At 64.2% G+C, this 19,104-nt stretch carries 16 protein-coding genes; 7 read left to right on the top strand and 9 right to left on the bottom strand.

The annotated features are described in order from the left end of the window. Positions 1-2: 2 nt before the first annotated feature. The 3 genes from TX88_RS03900 to TX88_RS03910 all read right to left on the bottom strand — a co-directional run bounded on the left by TX88_RS03900 (position 3) and on the right by TX88_RS03910 (position 4,518). Positions 3-1,919 carry a flavin-containing monooxygenase gene (locus tag TX88_RS03900; RefSeq protein ID WP_044514810.1) on the bottom strand — a complete coding sequence of 639 codons (1,917 nt, stop codon included), beginning with the start codon at positions 1,917-1,919 and terminating at the stop codon, positions 3-5. A gap of 180 nt (positions 1,920-2,099) precedes the next feature. Further along, positions 2,100-3,275: a Fic family protein gene (locus TX88_RS03905; RefSeq protein WP_044514812.1), complete on the bottom strand. Its 1,176-nt coding sequence runs from the start codon at positions 3,273-3,275 to the stop codon at positions 2,100-2,102. Positions 3,276-3,627: 352 nt separating this feature from the next. Further along, entirely contained in the window at positions 3,628-4,518 is an 891-nt protein-coding gene (locus TX88_RS03910; protein WP_044514816.1) for a crotonase/enoyl-CoA hydratase family protein, read from the bottom strand. A 127-nt stretch (positions 4,519-4,645) separates the two neighbouring features. Here TX88_RS03910 and TX88_RS03915 point away from each other — a divergent pair, with 127 nt between their 5' ends. Continuing rightward, positions 4,646-6,115 carry an amidase gene (locus TX88_RS03915; protein WP_044514819.1) on the top strand — a complete coding sequence of 490 codons (1,470 nt, stop codon included), beginning with the start codon at positions 4,646-4,648 and terminating at the stop codon, positions 6,113-6,115. A 30-nt stretch (positions 6,116-6,145) separates the two neighbouring features. On the opposite strand, the gene TX88_RS03920 is transcribed toward TX88_RS03915, so the two are convergent. Beyond that, a complete protein-coding gene (locus TX88_RS03920) occupies positions 6,146-6,472 on the bottom strand; it encodes an MmcQ/YjbR family DNA-binding protein (RefSeq protein ID WP_044514822.1) in 327 nt (108 codons plus the stop codon). A 120-nt stretch (positions 6,473-6,592) separates the two neighbouring features. Further along, positions 6,593-7,096 (bottom strand): SRPBCC family protein, encoded by a 504-nt coding sequence (locus TX88_RS03925; protein ID WP_044514824.1) that lies wholly within the window; start codon positions 7,094-7,096, stop codon positions 6,593-6,595. A gap of 228 nt (positions 7,097-7,324) precedes the next feature. Here TX88_RS03925 and TX88_RS03930 point away from each other — a divergent pair, with 228 nt between their 5' ends. The 3 genes from TX88_RS03930 to TX88_RS03940 all read left to right on the top strand — a co-directional run bounded on the left by TX88_RS03930 (position 7,325) and on the right by TX88_RS03940 (position 10,885). Further along, positions 7,325-8,770 (top strand): aldehyde dehydrogenase, encoded by a 1,446-nt coding sequence (locus TX88_RS03930; protein ID WP_044514826.1) that lies wholly within the window; start codon positions 7,325-7,327, stop codon positions 8,768-8,770. 11 nt (positions 8,771-8,781) lie between these two features. Beyond that, positions 8,782-10,254, top strand: coding sequence for an acetyl-CoA acetyltransferase (locus tag TX88_RS03935; protein WP_044514827.1), 1,473 nt, complete (start codon positions 8,782-8,784; stop codon positions 10,252-10,254). 202 nt (positions 10,255-10,456) lie between these two features. Beyond that, positions 10,457-10,885, top strand: a complete 429-nt coding sequence (locus TX88_RS03940; protein ID WP_044514829.1) for a hypothetical protein — start codon at positions 10,457-10,459, stop codon at positions 10,883-10,885. On the opposite strand, the gene TX88_RS03945 is transcribed toward TX88_RS03940, so the two are convergent. Continuing rightward, on the bottom strand, positions 10,878-11,795 hold the full coding sequence (locus TX88_RS03945; RefSeq protein WP_044519060.1) for an alpha/beta fold hydrolase: 918 nt from the start codon (positions 11,793-11,795) through the stop codon (positions 10,878-10,880). The two genes, TX88_RS03940 and TX88_RS03945, sit on opposite strands and share 8 nt — an antisense overlap. A 92-nt stretch (positions 11,796-11,887) precedes the next feature. Further along, entirely contained in the window at positions 11,888-12,487 is a 600-nt protein-coding gene (gene lysE, locus TX88_RS03950; RefSeq protein WP_044514830.1) for an L-lysine exporter, read from the bottom strand. Between the two features lie 475 nt (positions 12,488-12,962). Between lysE and TX88_RS03955 the strand changes: the two genes are divergently transcribed. Together TX88_RS03955 and TX88_RS03960 are read left to right on the top strand one after the other, a co-directional pair. Then, entirely contained in the window at positions 12,963-15,233 is a 2,271-nt protein-coding gene (locus tag TX88_RS03955) for an AAA family ATPase (protein WP_044514832.1), read from the top strand. A gap of 41 nt (positions 15,234-15,274) precedes the next feature. Further along, a complete protein-coding gene (locus TX88_RS03960) occupies positions 15,275-15,472 on the top strand; it encodes a hypothetical protein (RefSeq protein ID WP_162563070.1) in 198 nt (65 codons plus the stop codon). A 155-nt stretch (positions 15,473-15,627) separates the two neighbouring features. Here TX88_RS03960 and TX88_RS03965 read toward each other — a convergent pair whose 3' ends face one another. Continuing rightward, entirely contained in the window at positions 15,628-17,016 is a 1,389-nt protein-coding gene (locus tag TX88_RS03965; protein ID WP_044514835.1) for a hypothetical protein, read from the bottom strand. Positions 17,017-17,027: 11 nt separating this feature from the next. Further along, positions 17,028-17,651: a hypothetical protein gene (locus TX88_RS03970; protein ID WP_044514837.1), complete on the bottom strand. Its 624-nt coding sequence runs from the start codon at positions 17,649-17,651 to the stop codon at positions 17,028-17,030. Between the two features lie 261 nt (positions 17,652-17,912). Between TX88_RS03970 and TX88_RS03975 the strand changes: the two genes are divergently transcribed. Further along, positions 17,913-18,872: a 5'-nucleotidase gene (locus TX88_RS03975; protein WP_044519061.1), complete on the top strand. Its 960-nt coding sequence runs from the start codon at positions 17,913-17,915 to the stop codon at positions 18,870-18,872. The last annotated feature ends 232 nt before the right edge of the window (positions 18,873-19,104 follow it).

Consider the following 19,104-nt stretch of genomic DNA (forward strand, 5'->3'; position numbering starts at 1 on the left):
ACTCATGCCTCCTGCACTGTGAAGTCCGACCAGATGGGTTCATTGATGGCAGAGCGATATTCGCTCAATCGCCATGGGCTGACGGTGTGGATCTCACCGTCAGCGTTCTTGAAGTACGAGTGTTTGATCGAGGGCTGCGCCCACACCGTCTGGCGGATCGCCTCCTGCGAGCGGCGGTGCCATTCCTCGGTCGGTACGGGCAGTGGCTCCATTGTCCGCAGGCCCTCGGTGATGAGATGCTCCAGGCACTTGTTGATGTAGCGCATCTGCAGTTCCGAGTTGAGGATCAGGCTGCCGCCGTGCGCGAGGTGCGTCCCCGGGCCGTAGGTCATGAAGAAATTGGGGAAGCCAGGCACTGTGATGCCGCGGTAGGCATACGGCCGCTGCCCCCACACGTCGTGCAGGTCGACGCCGTCGCGCCCTGTGATCGTCATCGGGAACAGGACGTCGGTGGCCCGAAAACCGGTGGCGTACACGATGATGTCGACGTCGTAGGTATGCCCGTCGGCCGTGACGATCCCGGTCGGGGTGATGCGTTCGATCGGGGTGCGGATCAGGTCCACGTTGTCGCGTTTGAGGGTGCCCAACCAGCTGCCGTTGTCTTGCAGCGTGCGCTTACCGGTGGCCGGGTAGTCGGGCAGCGCCTTGGCCAGCAGTTCGGGGTCGTCGCCGACCTGGGTGGTGATCCAGTCGGTGAACATGATGCGGGCGATGGCGTTGATCTCGCTGACCGCGTTGCCCTGATCGTCGTAGTCAGGGTCCACCCGCGCGGCGTCCAGGCCCTTGTCAGCTCCGGGCCACAGCAACAGGAAGCGGTACCACCGGCCGTAATACGGCAGGTGCTCCATCGCCCAGCGCACCCCGTCGGCGACCGGCTCGTGGTACATCGGGTTGGGGAACATCCACTGCGCGGTGCGCTGGAAGACCGTGAGGTGCTCGACCTTGTCGGCGATGGCCGGGGCGATCTGGAAGCCGCTGGCGCCGGCCCCGATCAGGGCGACCCGCTTGCCGGTGACGTCGACGTCGTGGTCCCACGCCGCGGAGTGAAATGCCGGTCCCGCAAAGGTTTCCGCGCCGGGGAAGTCGGGGATCTGCGGCCGGTTGAGCTGGCCGACTGCGGTGATGACCGCGTTGGCCCGCAGGGTCTCGGTGCCGGCGGCCGAGCGCACCGTGACATTCCACATCTTGCCGTCCCACTCGGCGGAGACCACCTCGGTGTTCCACCGGATATGGGGTTCCAGGTTGTGGCGGTCCACCACGTCGCGGAAGTACTGGCGCAACTCGGGCTGCTCGGCGAAGAAGTGATCCCAGTGGTTGCTGGGTTCGAAGCTGTAACAGTAGAAGTGGTTGGCCACGTCGACGCGGGCGCCGGGATAGCTGTTCTCCCACCAGGTTCCGCCCGGGCCGGCGTTCTTCTCGACGATGGTGAAGTCGATGTCGGCCTGCTTGAGGCGCACTCCGGCCAGGACGCCGGATTCGCCGCAGCCGATCACGACGACGCGGAAATCGTCGGTGTTCTCCAGGGTGGTGGGCCGGCGCGGATCGATGCCCTCGAGGTCGAGTTCCTCCAGGACCAGCGGCAGGTTGTCATCGTCGACCGTCTCGCAGGCCGCCCAGTCCAGCATCTCCCTGACCAGTTCGGCGGGCAGCGGGTCGGGGACCGGACACCCGCGGTCGCGGTAGTCGGCGAGCACCGGCAGCGCGACCTCACGGACCCGCGCCTTGTCCTCCTCGCTCATGAAGCCCTGCACCTCGTTGAGGAACAGCCCGGCCTGTTTGAACTCGCGGATGTAGCGCGGGTCGCCGGTGATGTGCACGAGCGAGAGCAGCAGCGTCGGGATGCTGACCTGCTCTAATGCCGCCGCGATGTCGGCATCGGGCGTGGTGAACGGCTGGCCGACGTGGAAGCTCCGGGTCACGCGGCGTTACGCTACGCGCCGTAGCGTTATGTGACAAGGGGTGATTCTCGGTAGCGGCGGTGGTGCGGAGACACTGCCGACTGTCGGACTTTCACAAGTTGTTGACACGGCAGATGTAAAGCTGGCGCTGACCGCCACTACGGAGATCCGTCGAGGCATCGCGTGTGCGTGCCCGTGCGATCACCCGCGTCGTCCGGCCCGTTCGGCGAAATCGTCGAGCGCATGGAGAATTTCAGGTGCGCGCCAGGCACGATTACGCGCTCGGTCAGTGAACTCGACGACGATGCCCGCCTCGGTGAGAGGGCCGAAATAACGGCGGGGGTGGTCAGTAGAGAGCCCCAGCTCCTCGCGCAGGAGCACACCGTTGACGACTGGCCGCCGGGTCAACAGGTCGGCAACTCTCCACACAGCCGAGTCCGACCGTGCGGTGAGCCTGTCATTCCAGCTCGCCCGGATCTCACGCAGCTGGGTGATCAACTGCCGGCCGTTGACAACCGCGCGCTCGCTGGCGTGGGCGAACCGATCGACGATCGGCGCGAGATCGCCTTCTCGGTAGGCGCTGAGCGCGGCAAAGTAACCATCAGTATCCGACAGCAACCCGGCGGACACGGGGACCGTCACCTGCCGGGTCAAGCCTTTGTTGCGCAACATCGACTGCACCAGCGCCCGGCCCGTACGGCCGTTGCCGTCGGTGAACGGGTGGATGGTCTCGAATTGGGCATGGGCTACCGCGATCTGCGCGAGCAGCGCAACATCGTCGCGCGCGGCGAAGGTGATCAAGTCCTCGATCCCGGCGGGGATGCGCTCGTGGCGGGGTGGCACGAACATCGCGTTCAGTGGGCTGTCCCCGCCGCCGATCCATACCTGTTCGGTACGCCACCGTCCCGGTGTGTGACGCGACTGGCCGGCCATCAGTGCGGCGTGCATGGCCAGGATGGCATCAGCGTCGACACGATCCGACAGCTCGACGGCGGCGGTCATCGCTGCAGTGTTGGCGACTATCTGCTTGGCGTTGGCCTTCCCTCTAGCGCCCGGCAGTTCGGCTTCGGCGATGGACCGTGCGGACGCGGTGAGGTTCTCGATGCGGGAGCTGGCCGCGGACTCGCTGCGCAGGAGCACGGCTGTGAACGGGGCGATCTCGCCTCCGAGTTCAGCATCGAATCGGGCGATGGCGAGGCTGGCGTCCTCGGCAGACGCGTACACATCCGACGGCAGCTCCAGATGGAGGTCGGCAATAGCTGGTGGGATCGCGGCCCGGTATGGCCCACCCCGGCGAGACGACCGCGAGTAGTAGCTGCTGCCCACGCTCGGGGTCCACTGCAGCGTCTCGTAGCTGAGCGGCGGAAGTGTCGCCATCAGTCCACTATAGCGACAGTTAATCAAATAAGTGTCGCTATAGTGCCCGAAGGGTGACACTTGCGCCGCCGAATGACTCCAATAAGTGTCGCCATGGACCCAATGATGGCGACACTTATTCGTATATCAGTCGTCAGGTGTGAGGTAAGTCGTCAAGCGCGCGCTTCACCGCAACGATGTCGACCTCAGCTGCGCGCCCGGCTCAGATGTCCGCCGCTGGACCGGGAGTCGCTGTTGCGGAATGGCGGAGCGGCCACGCAACGCGGGATCACTGCGCCTTATGTGCGGTGTCAGCGTTGGGTTGAGACATGCGGTGTCGGTAGCCACTTGGCGTGCGCGCCAAACGGGGGCGTCACCGCGGTGTATCGCCGCCCGCGACCCACTCCTCATAGAACGGCGGCATCTCGGATGCCCGACCGGTGAACTCTGGGACGCGCTTGTCGAGGAAGGCCCGCACCCCGTCGTGCCCGTCGCCGATGCTCGTGTAGAACATCGCCAGCGAGTCCACCCGGTGTGCGTCGACGGGATGCGGCTCGGACGCATTCCGGTAAAGCATCTGGCGCATGAGGGCGACCGAGATCGGTGAGCGGTCGCGCGTCCACGCGTCGGCCAGCGCCCGGGCCTCGGCGATCAGGGCGTCCGGTTCGTGGACGGCCTGAGCCAGCCCGATCTCACGGGCAGCGTCTGCGGTGAGAATGTCGGAGCGGTACACCAGGTCCAGAGCCGCCGGCATACCGACGATTCGGGGCAGGAACCAGGTCGAACACGCTTCCGGGGTGATGCCGAGCTTTCCGAAGACCAGCCCGAATCGGGCCTTCGTCGACATCAGCCGGGCGTCCATGGCCAGCGTCATCGTCGCACCGATCCCGACCGCGGCCCCGTTGATGGCGGCGATCACCGGTTTGCGGCAGGCGTAGATCGCCAGGGTGACCCGGCCGCCGGTGTCCCTGACCCGGCGGAGCTCGGGGTCGTCGAGGTCGGCCATGTCGGCCAGGCTCGGCGACTTGGACTCGTCGAGGCCGAACACGTTGCCCTCGCTCGAGAGGTCCATGCCGGCGCAGAACGCCCGGCCCTCGCCGGTGACGATGACGGCACGCACCGCGTCGTCGTCGTTGACCGCCACGAAGGTGCGCTCCAACTCGTCGGCCATCTCGACGGTGAAGGCGTTGAGGTTGTCCGGGCGATCGAGGACAACGGTCAGAATTCCGTCGTCGAGCTCGTGCCGGATCGTCGTGAAGTCCACGGATGCTCCTTCTCGGATCGGTTGGTACTCAGCTTGCCCAACCCGCTTTTCTGGCGGCAACGACCCCCAGCTTGTTGCTCCGGGCGGTAGATCACCGCGCAACGGCACCGCGGTCTAGGTTCGTGGGGTGGACTTTGACGAGTACCGGACACACGACGCCACCTCCTTGGCGAAACTGGTTGCTGACAAGCAGGTTTCGGCGGCTGAGTTGCTCGCCACCGCCCAGGAGCGGGCGGCGGCGGTAAACCCGAAGCTCAACGCCATCGTGCGTGACGTTCCGGCGTCGCCGACCGGTGACCTGACCGGCCCGTTCGCCGGGGTCCCGTTTCTGATCAAGGACCTGGCCCAGGACTACGCGGGTTTGCCCACCTCGGCCGGTTCACGTGCGCTGATGTCGCTGAACGCGGCCGAGCATGCCACCGTCGTACAGCGCTGGATCGACGCGGGCCTGGTCATCTTCGGGAAGACCAACACCCCGGAGTTCGGCGCGAAGGGAATCACCGAGCCGGACGCGTGGGGGCCGGCTCGCAACCCCTGGGATCTGACCAGGTCGCCGGGTGGCAGCTCGGGAGGGTCGGCGGCCGCCGTGGCCGCGGGCGTCGTGCCGTGTGCCGGCGCCAACGACGGCGGCGGATCGATTCGCATCCCGGCGGCCAGTTGTGGTCTCGTCGGACTGAAACCGGGCCGTGGGCTCACACCGTCGGGACCGGTAGTGGCGGAATCCATGCACGGCGCGGCCGTCCAAGGCGTCGTCTCGCGGACGGTGCGCGACACAGCGGCGATGCTCGATGTCCTCAGCGGCGGCGAACCCTTTGGGCCGTACGTGCCGGGGCTGCCCGGGGAGTCGTTCGCCTCGTGCGTGGGGGCGGACCCCGGAAAGCTGCGGATCGGGCTGCGGGTGCCGACGGCGATCAACCCGGCGCCACACCGCGAGGCGTTCGCGGCCGTCGAGGCAACGGCAGCTGCGCTGACCGAGCTCGGCCACCACGTCGAGGAACTTCCTCAAGCGCCCTTCGACGACGCCGCGCTGGCCCGCGACTTCCTGCTGACCTGGTTCGTCTACAGCGCATGGGAGCTCGCCGAAGCCAAGCGGCTGACCGGCGCAGGTGACGACGCTTTCGAACGGGACACGCTCATCATGGCGGCGATCGGCCGCGCCACGAGCAGTGTCGACTATCTCGATGCGGTGCAGCGGCGCCACGAACACACGCTGCGGCTGAGCACGTACTTCGAGTCGTACGACCTGCTGTTGACACCCACCTTGGCGACGCTGCCGCCCCGGATCGGCGAGTTCGATCTCCCAGTGGTGCTGCAGCACGCGGCCGACGCGCTGATCAAGACCCGGACCGCAAGCCTGTTGCGCTACACCAAGATCGTCGACGACATGGTGGACAAGAACCTGGGCTGGGTGCCCTACACGCAGCTGGCGAATATCACCGGCCGCCCGGCGATCTCGCTACCGCTGCATTGGACGGCAGAAGGATTGCCGCTCGGCGTCCAGTTCGTCGCACCGCTTGCCGGCGAATCGCTGCTGCTCAAGCTGGCAGCCCAGCTCGAGCAGGCGATGCCCTGGGCCGGTCGTTTCGCCCCAGTCTGAGCGGGTGCCGTCGCAGAGGGGTTCGCGTAGCTACTCGGTCAGTCGGTCGGGCGCGGCTTGCCGCCAGGAGTCGAGCAGAATGTCGCGGAGCTCTCGCGAGTCCTCCAGTTCGGCCAACCGGACCCGTACCCAGGCCGAGGCGGCCTCGTGTTGGGGGACCCAGAATTTGTGCGGTTCGGCGGCGATCAATTCCTCACGGTCAAACCTGGGGCAGCGCACTGCAAATGAGGTCTCGTCGTCGGGCACGGTGACGAACATCTTGCCCGCCACGTCGAAGGTCGGGTGGCCCCAGCGCTCCTTCTCGGTGGTCTCGGGGAAGGAGAGTGCGATGCTGCGCACATCGTCAGCGTCGAGCACGGGTGTCGGACCTCCGATCGCGCATGGGTATCCGCTCCGGCAGCCTACCGGGTTGTTCGAGCCTGGAAAGGGTTGTGTAGTACCTATTTTGGGTCACCGTGCCCGTTACCGCCTCCCGGCTTAAACCGGCGCCTCGGTTTCTCCGCGCGCGCTGTGGGGATAGCCGCGGCGCACGCTGCGGTCGAGGATGCCAAGGGTCGCGCGCAGCGCGTTCTCGGAGATGACCGGAAAGATGTCGGCCTCACGCCATTTCGGGTCGATGTCGGACCAGTCGTAGAAGGAGGTCACCGTGGTGCCTTCGGCGGCGGGTTCGAGCCGGTAGCCGTACACGTGGCCGATCTGAGGGCGGATCCGTCCCAGGATGGTCCAGGCGATCAGCCGGTCCTGGTCGAATTCGCTGATCTTGACGGTGACGTCGTATTTGCCCAGCGGAACATCGTTGAGGGATTCGCGGTCCATGTGGACGACGAAGCTGTCGCCGACGGCGGTGACGTGCGCGCCCTCGGCGTCTTGCAACATGCCGGTGGCGTCGATCGCCACGTGGCCGTGGGGGTCGCAGAGCACCGCGAAGATATCGGCCGCCGGCGCGGCGATGGTGCGCTGGACTTCGATGCGTTCGGTCATGTGTCGATGGTGTCAGAGCCGTCCCGCGCACTCGTCTTGGACTGATAGTTCGCGAACTGGCGATCTCGCCGGTCGCAGGTGAGCGACCAGATGTCCCGATCGCTCACGCAGGGATTTCCCTGCTTGTCGTTTACAGCGCAGGCCGCGTCGCGCGAAGGTGGACCCATCACGGCGCTGCTGTGGCGTGATGATGGTCCCGTAATGCTCAAGCGTCGAAGGAGTGCCGGTATGACCGTGGTCGATGATGGTGCACGGGTCTTCATCGGAGGTCAGTTCCGCGCCGCCGGGGCATCCACGCCGGTGCTGGAAGCCGCCACCGGTGCGCTGCTCGGTGACGGCGCCGCGGCGGATCAGGCTGAGGTCGATGCGGCTGTGGCCGCTGCTCGCGCCGCGCTGCCCGGCTGGGCCACGACGCCGCCGGCTGATCGAGCCGCGGCGCTGGGCCGGTTGGCCGACGAGTTGCTCGCCCGGGCGTCGTCGACGAATGAGCTGTGCACGCGTGAGAACGGCATGCCGATCCGGCTGTCGCGTGGGGCCAACGGACTCTTCCCCGCGGGACTGCTGCGGTACTACGCCGGCTTGATCGCGGAGTCCGCCGATGAGGAAATTCGGCCCGCCGCGATCGGGCACACCATCGTGCGTCGTGAACCGGTCGGTGTGGTCGGGGCGATCGTGCCTTGGAACTACCCGCAGGCCCTGGCCGCGTTCAAGCTGGCCCCCGCGCTGGCGGCCGGTTGCACCGTGGTGCTGAAGGCGTCTCCGGAAACTGCTTTGGACGCACTGATTTTCGCCGAGGCCGCGCTGGCTTCAGGGCTGCCCGCGGGGGTACTCAACGTGATCGCCGGTGGCCCCGATGCCGGTGCCCATCTGGTGTCGCACCCCGGCGTCGACAAGGTGTCCTTCACCGGATCGACCGCCGTCGGACGGCTCATCGCGCAGGAGTGCGGCCGGCTGCTGCGGCCGGTCACCCTGGAACTGGGTGGAAAGTCGGCGGCGGTCATCCTCGAGGACGCCGACCTGGACGCCACCATCAAGGGTTTGAAGAATGCGTCGTTCGCCAACAACGGGCAGACCTGCCACCTGAGCTCGCGGATCCTGGCGCCGAGGTCGCGCTACGGCGAAGTTGTCGATGCGCTGGCCGCCCTGACCGATGGGTTGAAAGTGGGCGACCCGCTGGACAAGTCGACCGAGGTGGGTCCGCTGGTCAGTGCCCGTCAGCGTGACCGCGTGCTGGGCTACATCGAAGCCGGCAAGGCCGACGGCGCGAGGCTTGTTGCCGGCGGCGGGATTCCGGCCGAGCAGCCGGACGGCTGGTTCGTGTCGCCGACGGTGTTCGCCGATGTGGACAATTCGGCGCGGATCGCCCAGGAGGAGATTTTCGGCCCGGTGCTCGCGGTGATCCCGTACGAAACCGAACAGCACGCCATCGAACTGGCCAACGACAGTGAGTATGGGTTGGGTGGAACCGTCTGGTCCGTTGATGCCGAGCGCGCCACCGATATCGCTCGCGCCATCCACACCGGCACCGTCGGAGTCAACGACTACCAACTGGACATCGCAGCACCGTTCGGCGGCATCAAGGCCAGCGGGCTGGGCCGTGAACTCGGCCCGGAGGGATTGGCCGCGTACCAGAGTCTGAAGTCGATCTACCGGGTCGGCCCGGCAGCAGAATAGGAATTCGAAACGTGGTACTTGACCCCAGAACCCCGGTGTTGGTCGGCTACGGCCAGGTCAACCAGCATGACGAAAGCCCCGACAGCGAGCCGGTCGGGCTGATGGAGGTCGCCGCCCGGGCCGCAGCCGACGCCGCGGTGCTCGAGGCGGTCGACGCCGTCCGGGTGGTCAACTTGCTGTCGCTGCGCTACCGGGACCCGGGTCTGCTGCTGGCCCAGCGGATCGGCGCACCAGATGCGGCCACCCGGTACACGCCGGTAGGCGGCAACGTGCCGCAGTCGCTGGTCAACCAGGCCTGCCTGGACATCCAACAGGGCCGCAACGAGGTGGTGCTGATCGCCGGGGGTGAAACCTGGCGTACCCGAAGCCGTTTGAAGTCACGTGGCGAGCGGCTGACCGGAACGGAGCAGGACGCCTCGGTGCCGATGGCACCCAGTGACCCGGAGTTCGACATGGCCGGGCCGGCTGAGATCCGGATCGGCTTGGTGGCACCGTCGCACGTCTATCCGATGTTCGAGCAGGCGCTGCGGATCGCGGCGGGGGAGCAGCCTGACGCCCACCGCCGCCGCATCGGTGAGTTGTGGTCGCGGTTCAGCCAAGTCGCAGAAGGTAATCCACATGCGTGGAGCCGGGAGGCGCTGCCGGCCGAGCAGATCTGTCAGCCGGGTCCGTCCAACCGGATGATCAGCTGGCCCTACACCAAGTTGATGAACTCCAACAACATGGTCGACCAGGGCGCCGCGCTGATCCTGACGTCGGTGCAGAAGGCGACGGAGCTGCAGATACCCAGGGAGCGTTGGGTTTTCCCGTATGCCGGCACCGATGCCCACGACACGTATCTGATCGGGCAGCGGGCGAGCTTCTCCGGGTCACCGGCGATCCGGATCGCCGGCCGTCGGGTGCTGGAGCTGGCCGGTGTGGGTATCGACGATCTGGCGGCGGTCGACGTGTACTCGTGCTTCCCGTCGGCAGTCCAGGTGGCCGCCAATGAACTGGGGCTGCCGCTGGACGACCCGCAGCGTCCGCTGACCGTGACCGGTGGTCTGACCTTCGCCGGTGGGCCGTGGAACAACTATGTGTCACATTCGATTGCCACGATGGCCGAGCGATTAACCGCCAACCCCGGCCAGCTCGGCCTGATCACCGCCAATGGCGGCTATCTGAGCAAGCACAGTTTCGGCGTGTACAGCACCGAACCGCCTCAGGGACAATTCCGTTGGGAGGATGTGCAATCCGAGGTCGATGCGGAGCCGACGGTGGTGGCCGAGGACGGCTGGTCGGGCACCGGGACAGTGGAGACCTGGACCACGCCATTCAACCGGGACGGTGAGCCCGAGAAGGTGTTCGTCGCGGTCCGCACCCCCAGCGGTAGCCGGGCGCTCGCGGTGGTCCCCGATCTGTCGCAGGCCGAGGCCAGCATCCGCGAGGACATCGCGGGGGCCAAGGTCACCGTCAAACCAGACGGCACCGCGGTCCTGGAGTAAACCGCGGGCAGGCACGGGGCTGATCCGCGGCTGCGCGTTGCCATCTCTGATTAAGATGACTTCCATCCAAAACAATCGTTGGACTTGATCACCGGTTGCGGGTCAGATGGACGTATGGCATTCAGCGCGTTCGGCACCGTCGCCGACGTCAGATGAATGTCGATATGCCTCAGCTGATTCCGTGACCCACAGGAGCGCAACCATGCCCGTCGTTCGTTTCCAGATGACATCAGAGCTCGAGCCCGTCGCCCTGATGAACGTGCTGACTGACTTTGGGCCGTCCCGGCCGGAGCGGTGGCCGACGATCGACTCGGAGCATTTCCAGGTGCACGGGCTCGGGGATACCTGGGCGGAAGTGACCGAAGGAACGGGCGCGGCGTGGGAGCGCGTCCGCTACGACTGGGATGCCAAGCGCGGGCGCGTCACCGTCGCCACCCACGACTCGAAGGTCTTCGGCCCGGGCGGTGGCTGGACATTCCAACTCACCCCGCAGGCCACGGGGACACGGGTCGACATCGAACTGGTCCGTAACCCGAAGGGGCTCAAGCGGAAACTGCTCGCCGCCCTGCTGCCGGCCGTGGCGCCGATGGCGCTGAAGAAGTCGTTCTCCGGACCCCTGCACGCTAAGTGATGGACCAGAATTCCAGCAGCGTGCGGATGGTGGCCACCAGCGGCAGGGGCTGATCCAGCATGGGGTGGTGGCCGGCCTCGGCGAGTTCGACGAACGGACCCCGCAGTTGCAGCATCGAACGGATCTGGTCGGCCATCCGAGGTGGAACCACTCCGTCTTCGCAACGCAAATACCCCACCCGGCAAGGGATTCGGGCGAAGGTGTTCTCCAGGATCTCCTCGTCGGCAGACGTTTCGTCGAGCAGGTGGCCGCCGAAGATGTCGGGGTCGAACTTCCACACCCACCCGTCGTCGGTCTTGCGGATCGATTCCACGGCGATGTGGTGACCGATATAGGGCAGCGTCACGTCCTGCTTCGGCACTGCGCGGAATCGGGCCAGGATCTCGTCCTCGGTCGGGTATCCGGCGGTGTCCCGGCGACGGTTCCGCAGCCGGACTTCCTCGGGTGCGCGATCGCGCAGCGGCGAATCGATGACCAGGATGCTGTCGATCTGCGAGCCGTAGCGGGTGGCGGCCGAGGCGCCCACCCAGCCGCCCATGCTGTGGCCGACGATCGTCGGCCGTGCCGAGGACCCCGAGGCTTCTGCCGCGGCGAGGACTTCCCGGGCCCAGATCGACAGGGCGTATTCGGTGCGGGTTCCGCTGTCTCCGTGCCCGCTCAGGTCAGGTGCGATGACCCGGTGGGTGCGGGCGAAGAACGGAGCGATGTGATCCCACCATCCGGAGTGCGCTCCGCCGCCATGGACGAACGCGAGCGGCGGTTTGTCCGGGTCACCCCAACTGCGCACGTGAATCGGGCATCCGTCGACGTCGATCGTGGAGTGCTCTGGTGTCTGTTCCAGGGCGGAGGTGAACCAGGCTGGAGCATCCGCCATGGGGTGCGGGGCCGGGGACGGTTCACGGCGGAACATGGGACTCACCTCGTGATTCTGTCGCATGCCCAGAATCCGATCGACACTTACCTGACGAATTCCGCCAGGGCGGAGGTAGCGGAGGCCGGTGCTCAGGACACCGCGAGGCCGACGCCGAGCGCGACCATCATCACCGCGATGACGCCGTCGAGGATGCGCCAGGTCATCGGGGTGGCGAACAGGCCGGCCAGTCGGCGCGCGCCCAGGCCCAGGCCGGTGAACCACAGTGCACTCGCGGCCACCGCGCCGGCCCCGAACAGCCACCGCTGCTCCTGGTGTTCGTTGGCCAGCGAGCCGAGCAGCACCACGGTGTCCAGGTATACGTGCGGGTTCAGCCAGGTCAGCGCCAGGCAGGTGACCAGCACCTCGGCCAGACGGGCCGGGGTGCGCTCGGACGGGTTGAGGGCCGAGGGCCGGAAGGCCCGGCGCGCGGCCAGGACGCCATAACTGATCAGGAAGGCTGCGCCCCCGAACTTCGCCACCGCCATGGCGTCGGGATGGGCGGTGATGACGGCGCCGACGCCGGCGATGCCCGCGGCGATCAGGATCAGGTCGGAGACCGTGCACAACGCGATCACCGCAACGATGTGCTCCCCACGGATGCCCTGGCGCAGCACGAAGGCGTTCTGCGCGCCGATTGCGGCGATCAGCGCCATGGTGGTGAGGAATCCGATGAGGACGGGTGAAGCCATGCGTCTGAGGCTATGGACGTGCGGTGATCAAGTACAGCTAATGTTTCTTCACACGCATTAGCTCAACTTAATGTCGGCGGGCTGGGCAACCTGGCGGTGGTCTGCTGCTGCTGTAGATTCTCAATCTCCGTGTCGGAATTCTCAACTTGATGTCGCGCAGATGTCGGATTCGACATGAAGATCAGAACGACACTTCAGCTCCCGGCGGCGGTTGGGGACTTGGGGGTTCAAGTCCCCGCGCCCCAAGGTGGAGGAGTTCTACAAACTCCAGACGCAAAGGTCACGAACTCATTTGGGTTCGTGACCTTTATGTATGGTGAGGCCCGCTATCCGGTCGTGGGAAGTTTGGCCGGGAAGGGATTTGTACGGGCCAATCCCCAGTTTTTGAATCTCGATACCCAGAGTCGAAAAGTTTTCCTTCCACTGAGCCTGCTGAGATTGTTTGATGTAACCACCTGTCACGGAAGGAACCCGAGTGGACCTCAGCGATTACCTGGAGCGACGATACGCAACGGATCTGCTTGCGGTTGAACAAGTTCAGACCCAAGCCGACGGCGCCCTGGCAACGTTGAAGGCCACGAAACTTGGCCCGAAGGGATGGCCGTACTCGCTCGTCGATCGCGAGCAGCCAGCACAGCCCAATACCTTGTCGCAGAGCACGGTCGCGATGATCCTGCACGCCATGGCCGTGGCTCACGGCGTGATCAAGAACAGTGTGCTCGTCCCCGCTGTCCGAACGGGCACCGGTGTTTATCGCAAAGGCGGGGATGTCCGCGCGATCCTCAACACGGGCCTGAGTGCGCTCATCGGTGTGCTGGGTGCGCCGGCTGATGTGCTGCTGGATAAGGCGCCATTGACGAAGTCGACAACTTGGGGCCCGGACGATCCCCTCACGTTAACGTGGCTCTACGAGTTGCTGGCCGCAGGCATCGTTGACGACGAGCAGGCGGCACCCTACCGAGCCGCAGTAGGGCACCTGGCTGACATACGCCTGAAGCAGCTGATTGACCAACCGCGATCCATGCCATTGACACCGCTTGCCACCGACGAACGCCCGGTCCAGCACCCGTTCCCGGTCCTCCGTTCGGTGCAGTTGGCCAAGGTTGCCGGCGCTGCGCAGTTTCCATTTTTGGCGCTGAGCGAACTTCCCGACGTTTTCTTGGAACAGCTGCATCGCGAGCTGTCGAATAGCGCCATTCTTGATGGTGGGTTCGATCCCGCCAGCCTTGTCTTCTCTCTAGAAGCGTTGATGTTGATCAATGCTGACACCGTCAGCGAGGCGGTTGTAGAAAAGGTGGTCACCGTGCTGGGTAGCAGTCCCAGTATCGGCTCGCACTGGCGGCCGGTACGGCCTCTGTCGGTGACGAGTCAGGGACGAATCTTGCTTCCGCAAAGTGTGGAGGTTGCGAATTCGTACCTGCGTGTTTGTGACCTGCACGCCGCGAGGCGGCCGTCAGCCGAGCCGTTGTTTACCCGTAGTTTCGACCTCTTGCAGTCGTATGCGGATTGGCTTTTGTCACGTGAACTGCGTATCAGCGTGGATATGCCGGGCGGAGCCGGCAAGCTGTTCGACGGTTGGCAATCCGAACATACGTTCGAGCGCAATACTATACACCTCTGGGCGACAAGCCAGGCGGTGCTGTTCCTTCAGCACTACAGCGCAATGCTTCAACAGCACACCGCGCGCTGCGCACGAATAGCTGCGGGCCTCAATTTCGCGCGGACCCCAGTGCGGACCGAAGCCCAACTGACCGCGATCTGGGCGGATAAGGTCCTACAGGAACCGCTTGCCGGGCTCGACGCCGGGAATCCGCTTCGCGCATACGACATGATCAATCGGTACTTCGTGGAACCGCGCCGAACGAACGCGGGATCTCGAAAGGGCGCGACGAGTTACTCGATGCTGCTTTACGGCCCGCCGGGCACCGGCAAGACGAGCTTCTCGGAGAATCTGGCCGAGGCGCTGGGCTACGATATGATCACCATCTCCCCAAGTGACTTCACTCAAAGCGGCGAGGCAGGGGTTGAGCAACGGGCCAAACGAGTTTTCGATGTCCTGCAGTCTCAGGCGAACACCGTCATTCTTTTCGATGAGATCGATCGGCTTCTTCTCGACCGCGACAGCAAGAAGTACATGAGTCAAGAGACCATCTTCCAGATGATGACTCCCAGCATGCTTACAAAAATCAATGATCTTAGGAAAAGTGCGCGCTCCGTCTTTATTATCGCCACCAACTACGCAGAAGATATCGACAGTGCAATCAAGCGCACAGGCCGAATCGATGAACAGATTTTACTGCTACCTCCTGATCTAACTCAACGGGCGCGAATTATCCGCGAGCGCGCGAAAGAGATTGTGTTGCCGCTTGATTCGGACGCAGTCGTGCGGCTTGCGCGTGCCACACCTCTGGGCGTATTCACTGAACTCAAGCATTTGGTCGACGCTATCGCGGACTACGTTAATGACGGCGGGCTGTTAGCCGAATCGATTACGAGAGCTTTGGACCGTCGCGGTGCCACGACCATTAATCTAAATGCTTACCTAACGCGCTTCCCAAAGGACGACGGCGGCAACTTCATTAACGTCCAGCGCGGCCCATGGAAAGAGTTCGCCCTGCTTGTGTACCTCAAAGCGGAAGTGGGCGACTTCGACTTGCCCGCGGAGTACGAGGCGATCTTGAATAACAGTGCAATGCTGGACCGCCTCGAGGAGCCTGTCTCATCAACACTCCGGGCACTGTTGTGAACTGATGCGGCGGCTCACTCGCTTGTTGCAGCCGTGGGCTGATGGATCTTAACGGGGACTTGGGCGATGGTGAGCAACTCACCGACGTGGGATGTCAGCCCAAGTGGCTGATCACATCGACATCCAGTCGTTTCTACGCCGCCGCGTGGAGAAGTTCACGACCCGGGCAGCGGATCGCCATCAACGTGGCGCGTACGCCGTGGACCGAATTCGCGCTGCTGGCGTATCCGCAGGCCTAAGCCCACCACGACCTTGAGTTGGATTGGGTGCCAGAGGTCCTCAAACGGCCGGAGACGCCCAAGACGCTCGAACCAGAGATCCGAGCAAAGATCGAAGCCTTGAGGACTGAGGGTGCGAGTTCGTGAGCTGAGTGCGAAAGGCCGAGCAGCGGTCATCAGAGATGATCGACCCCGACGCCAGAGTCGCGAACGCGCACCGGCACTGCGGCTTTGGCGAGCAGCTCGCCGACATGAGATGTCAAACCGAATTCACCGATCACTTCGATTCCCTGTTTGGCATCGAACGCCACATCTAGCAAGTCGCGGAGCGCTTCGAGCCCAGATGCCGTCTCGTAGGTAACCCAGCTATCGGGTTCCACCCCCGCGGTCATATTCAAGCGATGCTCGCTAGGCACGTCCGCACGATGCATCTGCAGCACCCAGACCTTGGTGCCGTCATGCGCCCATTCAATCCGCACGGGCCCCAACTGCTTTCGCAGATCCGCGGTTACGTTACGTACATCCTCGACAACACGCTGGGGCAAAGTCGTAGGTACGTCGTGGCCCAACATGAATTCATCGCCGCGACCAGCAACGCCTTCGACCACGTCGGGCGCCTCGCCCTCACCTGGCCTCGTAGCACCGCTGAACTGACTGTCGACGCCCTCCTGTGCCAGCACAGATGCCAAACGGCGGCCCGATTCGTCCTCGCGTTGAAGCAAATCGAACGGATCGACCCATCCATGGGTCGTCGTGTACTTGCCGGGCACGGGCTCAGGTGGCGCCGTCCGCGTCCACCACTCACCCGATTCAGTACGGGCGCCGAACGAAAATGGGGCAACGTTGCGTGCCACCACAGTCGCGTAGGGGACGGGGTGACCGAGGGCATCGGCGACGATAAGACCGAATGCTTTGTCGCCCAAGAAGCGACTAAATCGGTTGGGCCAGCTGATCGGGGATTGCAGTTGCCCCGCCACGAACTCGGACGACTCCCACACGATGGCGTGTTCGCGCCGGGTACCGCACCGCATGGGGTGCAAGCTGAACTCCAACCGGGTGTCCATCAGATCGCCGAAAGCGATCGGAAATCGGTAAATCGTTTGCAACACATCGAATCCGATTTCGATCGGCAGTCTCGCGATACCGGGCTTCTCCACTGCGCGGGGGGTGTCGCCGGGTGCGAACTCGACTATTCCGCCCGCTGCGACACCCGACACCCCGCCGTCGTTGACGTCGATGGTCTCGTTCGCAATCGTGAAGAATCCCGCGCCGGCCAGTTCGCGAATGATCGACGCAGCACAGCTCGCAGAGGCGATCCCGTAGTGAAACGGATTGCCCGACTGCTGGCGCACTGAGAAGGACCGAATATTGATCGTCCCGCTCGCGCTCAGGTGCAGCAAGAAGCTGAGGGCATCCTCAAGTGACTTGCCTGTTTGCAGTGGCGTACGCAGTTCGTGGTGACGGACCGCCGCGTCGCCGGGCCCAAAGCTGATGAACTGCGCGACGTTGTAATTTTTGGCCAACTCGGCCAGTACGTCATCCTTCAGCGGTTGCGACGCAGTCACGATGTGACCTCCTACCCTGCTGATTCGACCGCTTCTACTATCTGCCGCTGGGCAACTGCCAAACTCTGCACTGCATGCCCCTGACCGCGAAGTAGGGCGATCGCTTCATCCGTCTTTGTGACTGCGACTATAGGGGGCATGACCGACATCTGGGCGTCGAGCACAGTGGCCCCAGCCCGGAGCGCAGCTGCATATTCATAAGTACAGCCTGTGCTGTACTCCCATCCATCGTTGAACACGACCGTCCCGACGTAATCGGTGATCAGCCGCGACCAAAAGAAGTGGAAGTCGCTTTGCGACCATTCAGGCGCCTTCAGGCCTGTCGGATCGACGACGATCTTGCCGAGAAGGCGCCGGGCCTGGAGTACCAGCGCGTGCGCCGAGGCCTGATTGACAGCGATAACCTCGCGAGCATGCTCCATAGGAAAGTTGGGATTGTCCTTAGACAACTTTGACGTCGCCAGCCAGGCGTAATACCGCCGCCCAGTCGTGATCGGCGTGCTCACGTACGCGACGGACGATCGTTCCAACCCAAAACAACCAGCGAAGGAGTCAAGGACTTCAGCCAAATCGCTGCCGGCCACACGCACCGCCTCTGCCGCACTCGACACCCGGTACCTCTTCACAACGGCCATCGGATTATGTAAGCAACGATACCGCGGAGGTGAAGTGTGGGTCGGGCGATCACAGCGAGAATTGGCCGTGTCGCGCTGTCCGTAGCGCGGACAAACAACATCCGCAGATCGTGGCCACCCCGTCCTGGCGGGGACATCCTGAGCCCCAATGCGCCTCGGAAACCTGCCTCGGAGCGACACTGACACGAACACTTGGCCGAACACCGGGTCCCACCGGATACAGTCTGGCGCTGACGCCGCAGTAAAAAAATGGGGAGGGTCATGGCCTACGAACTCGATCATCGGCTTGTCGTCGGTGTTGCGTCGAGTGCGTTGTTCAATCTGGGCGAGGCGGACGTGGTTTTCCGGACGCAGGGCGAAGAGGCGTACCGCGCGTACCAGCAGGAGCAAGTGGATGTGCCATTGGAGCCGGGGGTCGCGTTCCCCTTCATCAAACGCTTGCTATCCCTGAATGACCTCACAGACGGGGCGCAGGAGGGCCGTCTCGTCGAGGTTATTGTGTTGTCGCACAACGACCCTGACACGGGTCTCCGAGTTATGAACTCAATAGAGCACCATGGCATCGATAGCAGCCGCGCGGTGTTCACCCAAGGCCAAGCGCCCTACATCTACATACCAGCACTGTCGATATCGCTTTTTCTTTCTGCCAACGGTAAGGATGTCCGACAAGCCATCGAGCAGGGCTACCCAGCTGGACACGTGCTGCCGTCGGCAGCAGTGGACGACCCCGGGGACGCGCAGGTCCGCATCGCGTTCGACTTCGACGGTGTCCTCGCTGACGATCAGTCCGAGCAGGTGATGCAAGGTGAAGGACTGGATGCGTTCCGGCAGCATGAGGTCGAGAACCTGGTCACACCGCACAGCCCAGGGCTGCTGCAGGAGTTTCTGCTGAAAGTCCACGCGATACAAAAGCGAGAAGAACAACGCAAGAAGACTGATCCGAACTACAAGAACAGGCTGCGGATATCGCTGGTGACCGCCCGAGATGCACCAGCTCACAAGCGTGCGGTGCTGACGCTCAAGGAATGGGGAGTTATCGTCAATGACGCGTTCTTCCTAGGGGGCGTGGCAAAAGGAAAGATTCTGGAAGTGCTTCGGCCGCATATCTTCTTCGATGATCAGCGCGGACACCTCGAAGACACATCGAAATACTCCCCCGCGGTACACATTCCGTTCGGGCGCCTCAATCAAGATGAGGGGTCCATGCCAGACCAGGAGTGATGCTCGCAGTCGGCTGCGAAGGTTGCCACACGGGAACGCGGGATGCCCAATGCCAGCCATGCACCCGATACGTCCGCCCAATATTGGCAACGGTTTTCGCGCGGCAGCGTGCGCACAGCCTTGCCCGAGAAAACGAGAAGTGTCGTGTGGTTCCATGCCGGTCGAGGGACGCGCCGCAACCGCCTGGCTAAACGATCGCGGGAGTCGATACCGTCACGCCGGGGCTGTCGGG

The sequence above is a fragment of the Mycolicibacterium septicum DSM 44393 genome (assembly GCF_000455325.1).
GTDB lineage: Bacteria > Actinomycetota > Actinomycetes > Mycobacteriales > Mycobacteriaceae > Mycobacterium > Mycobacterium septicum.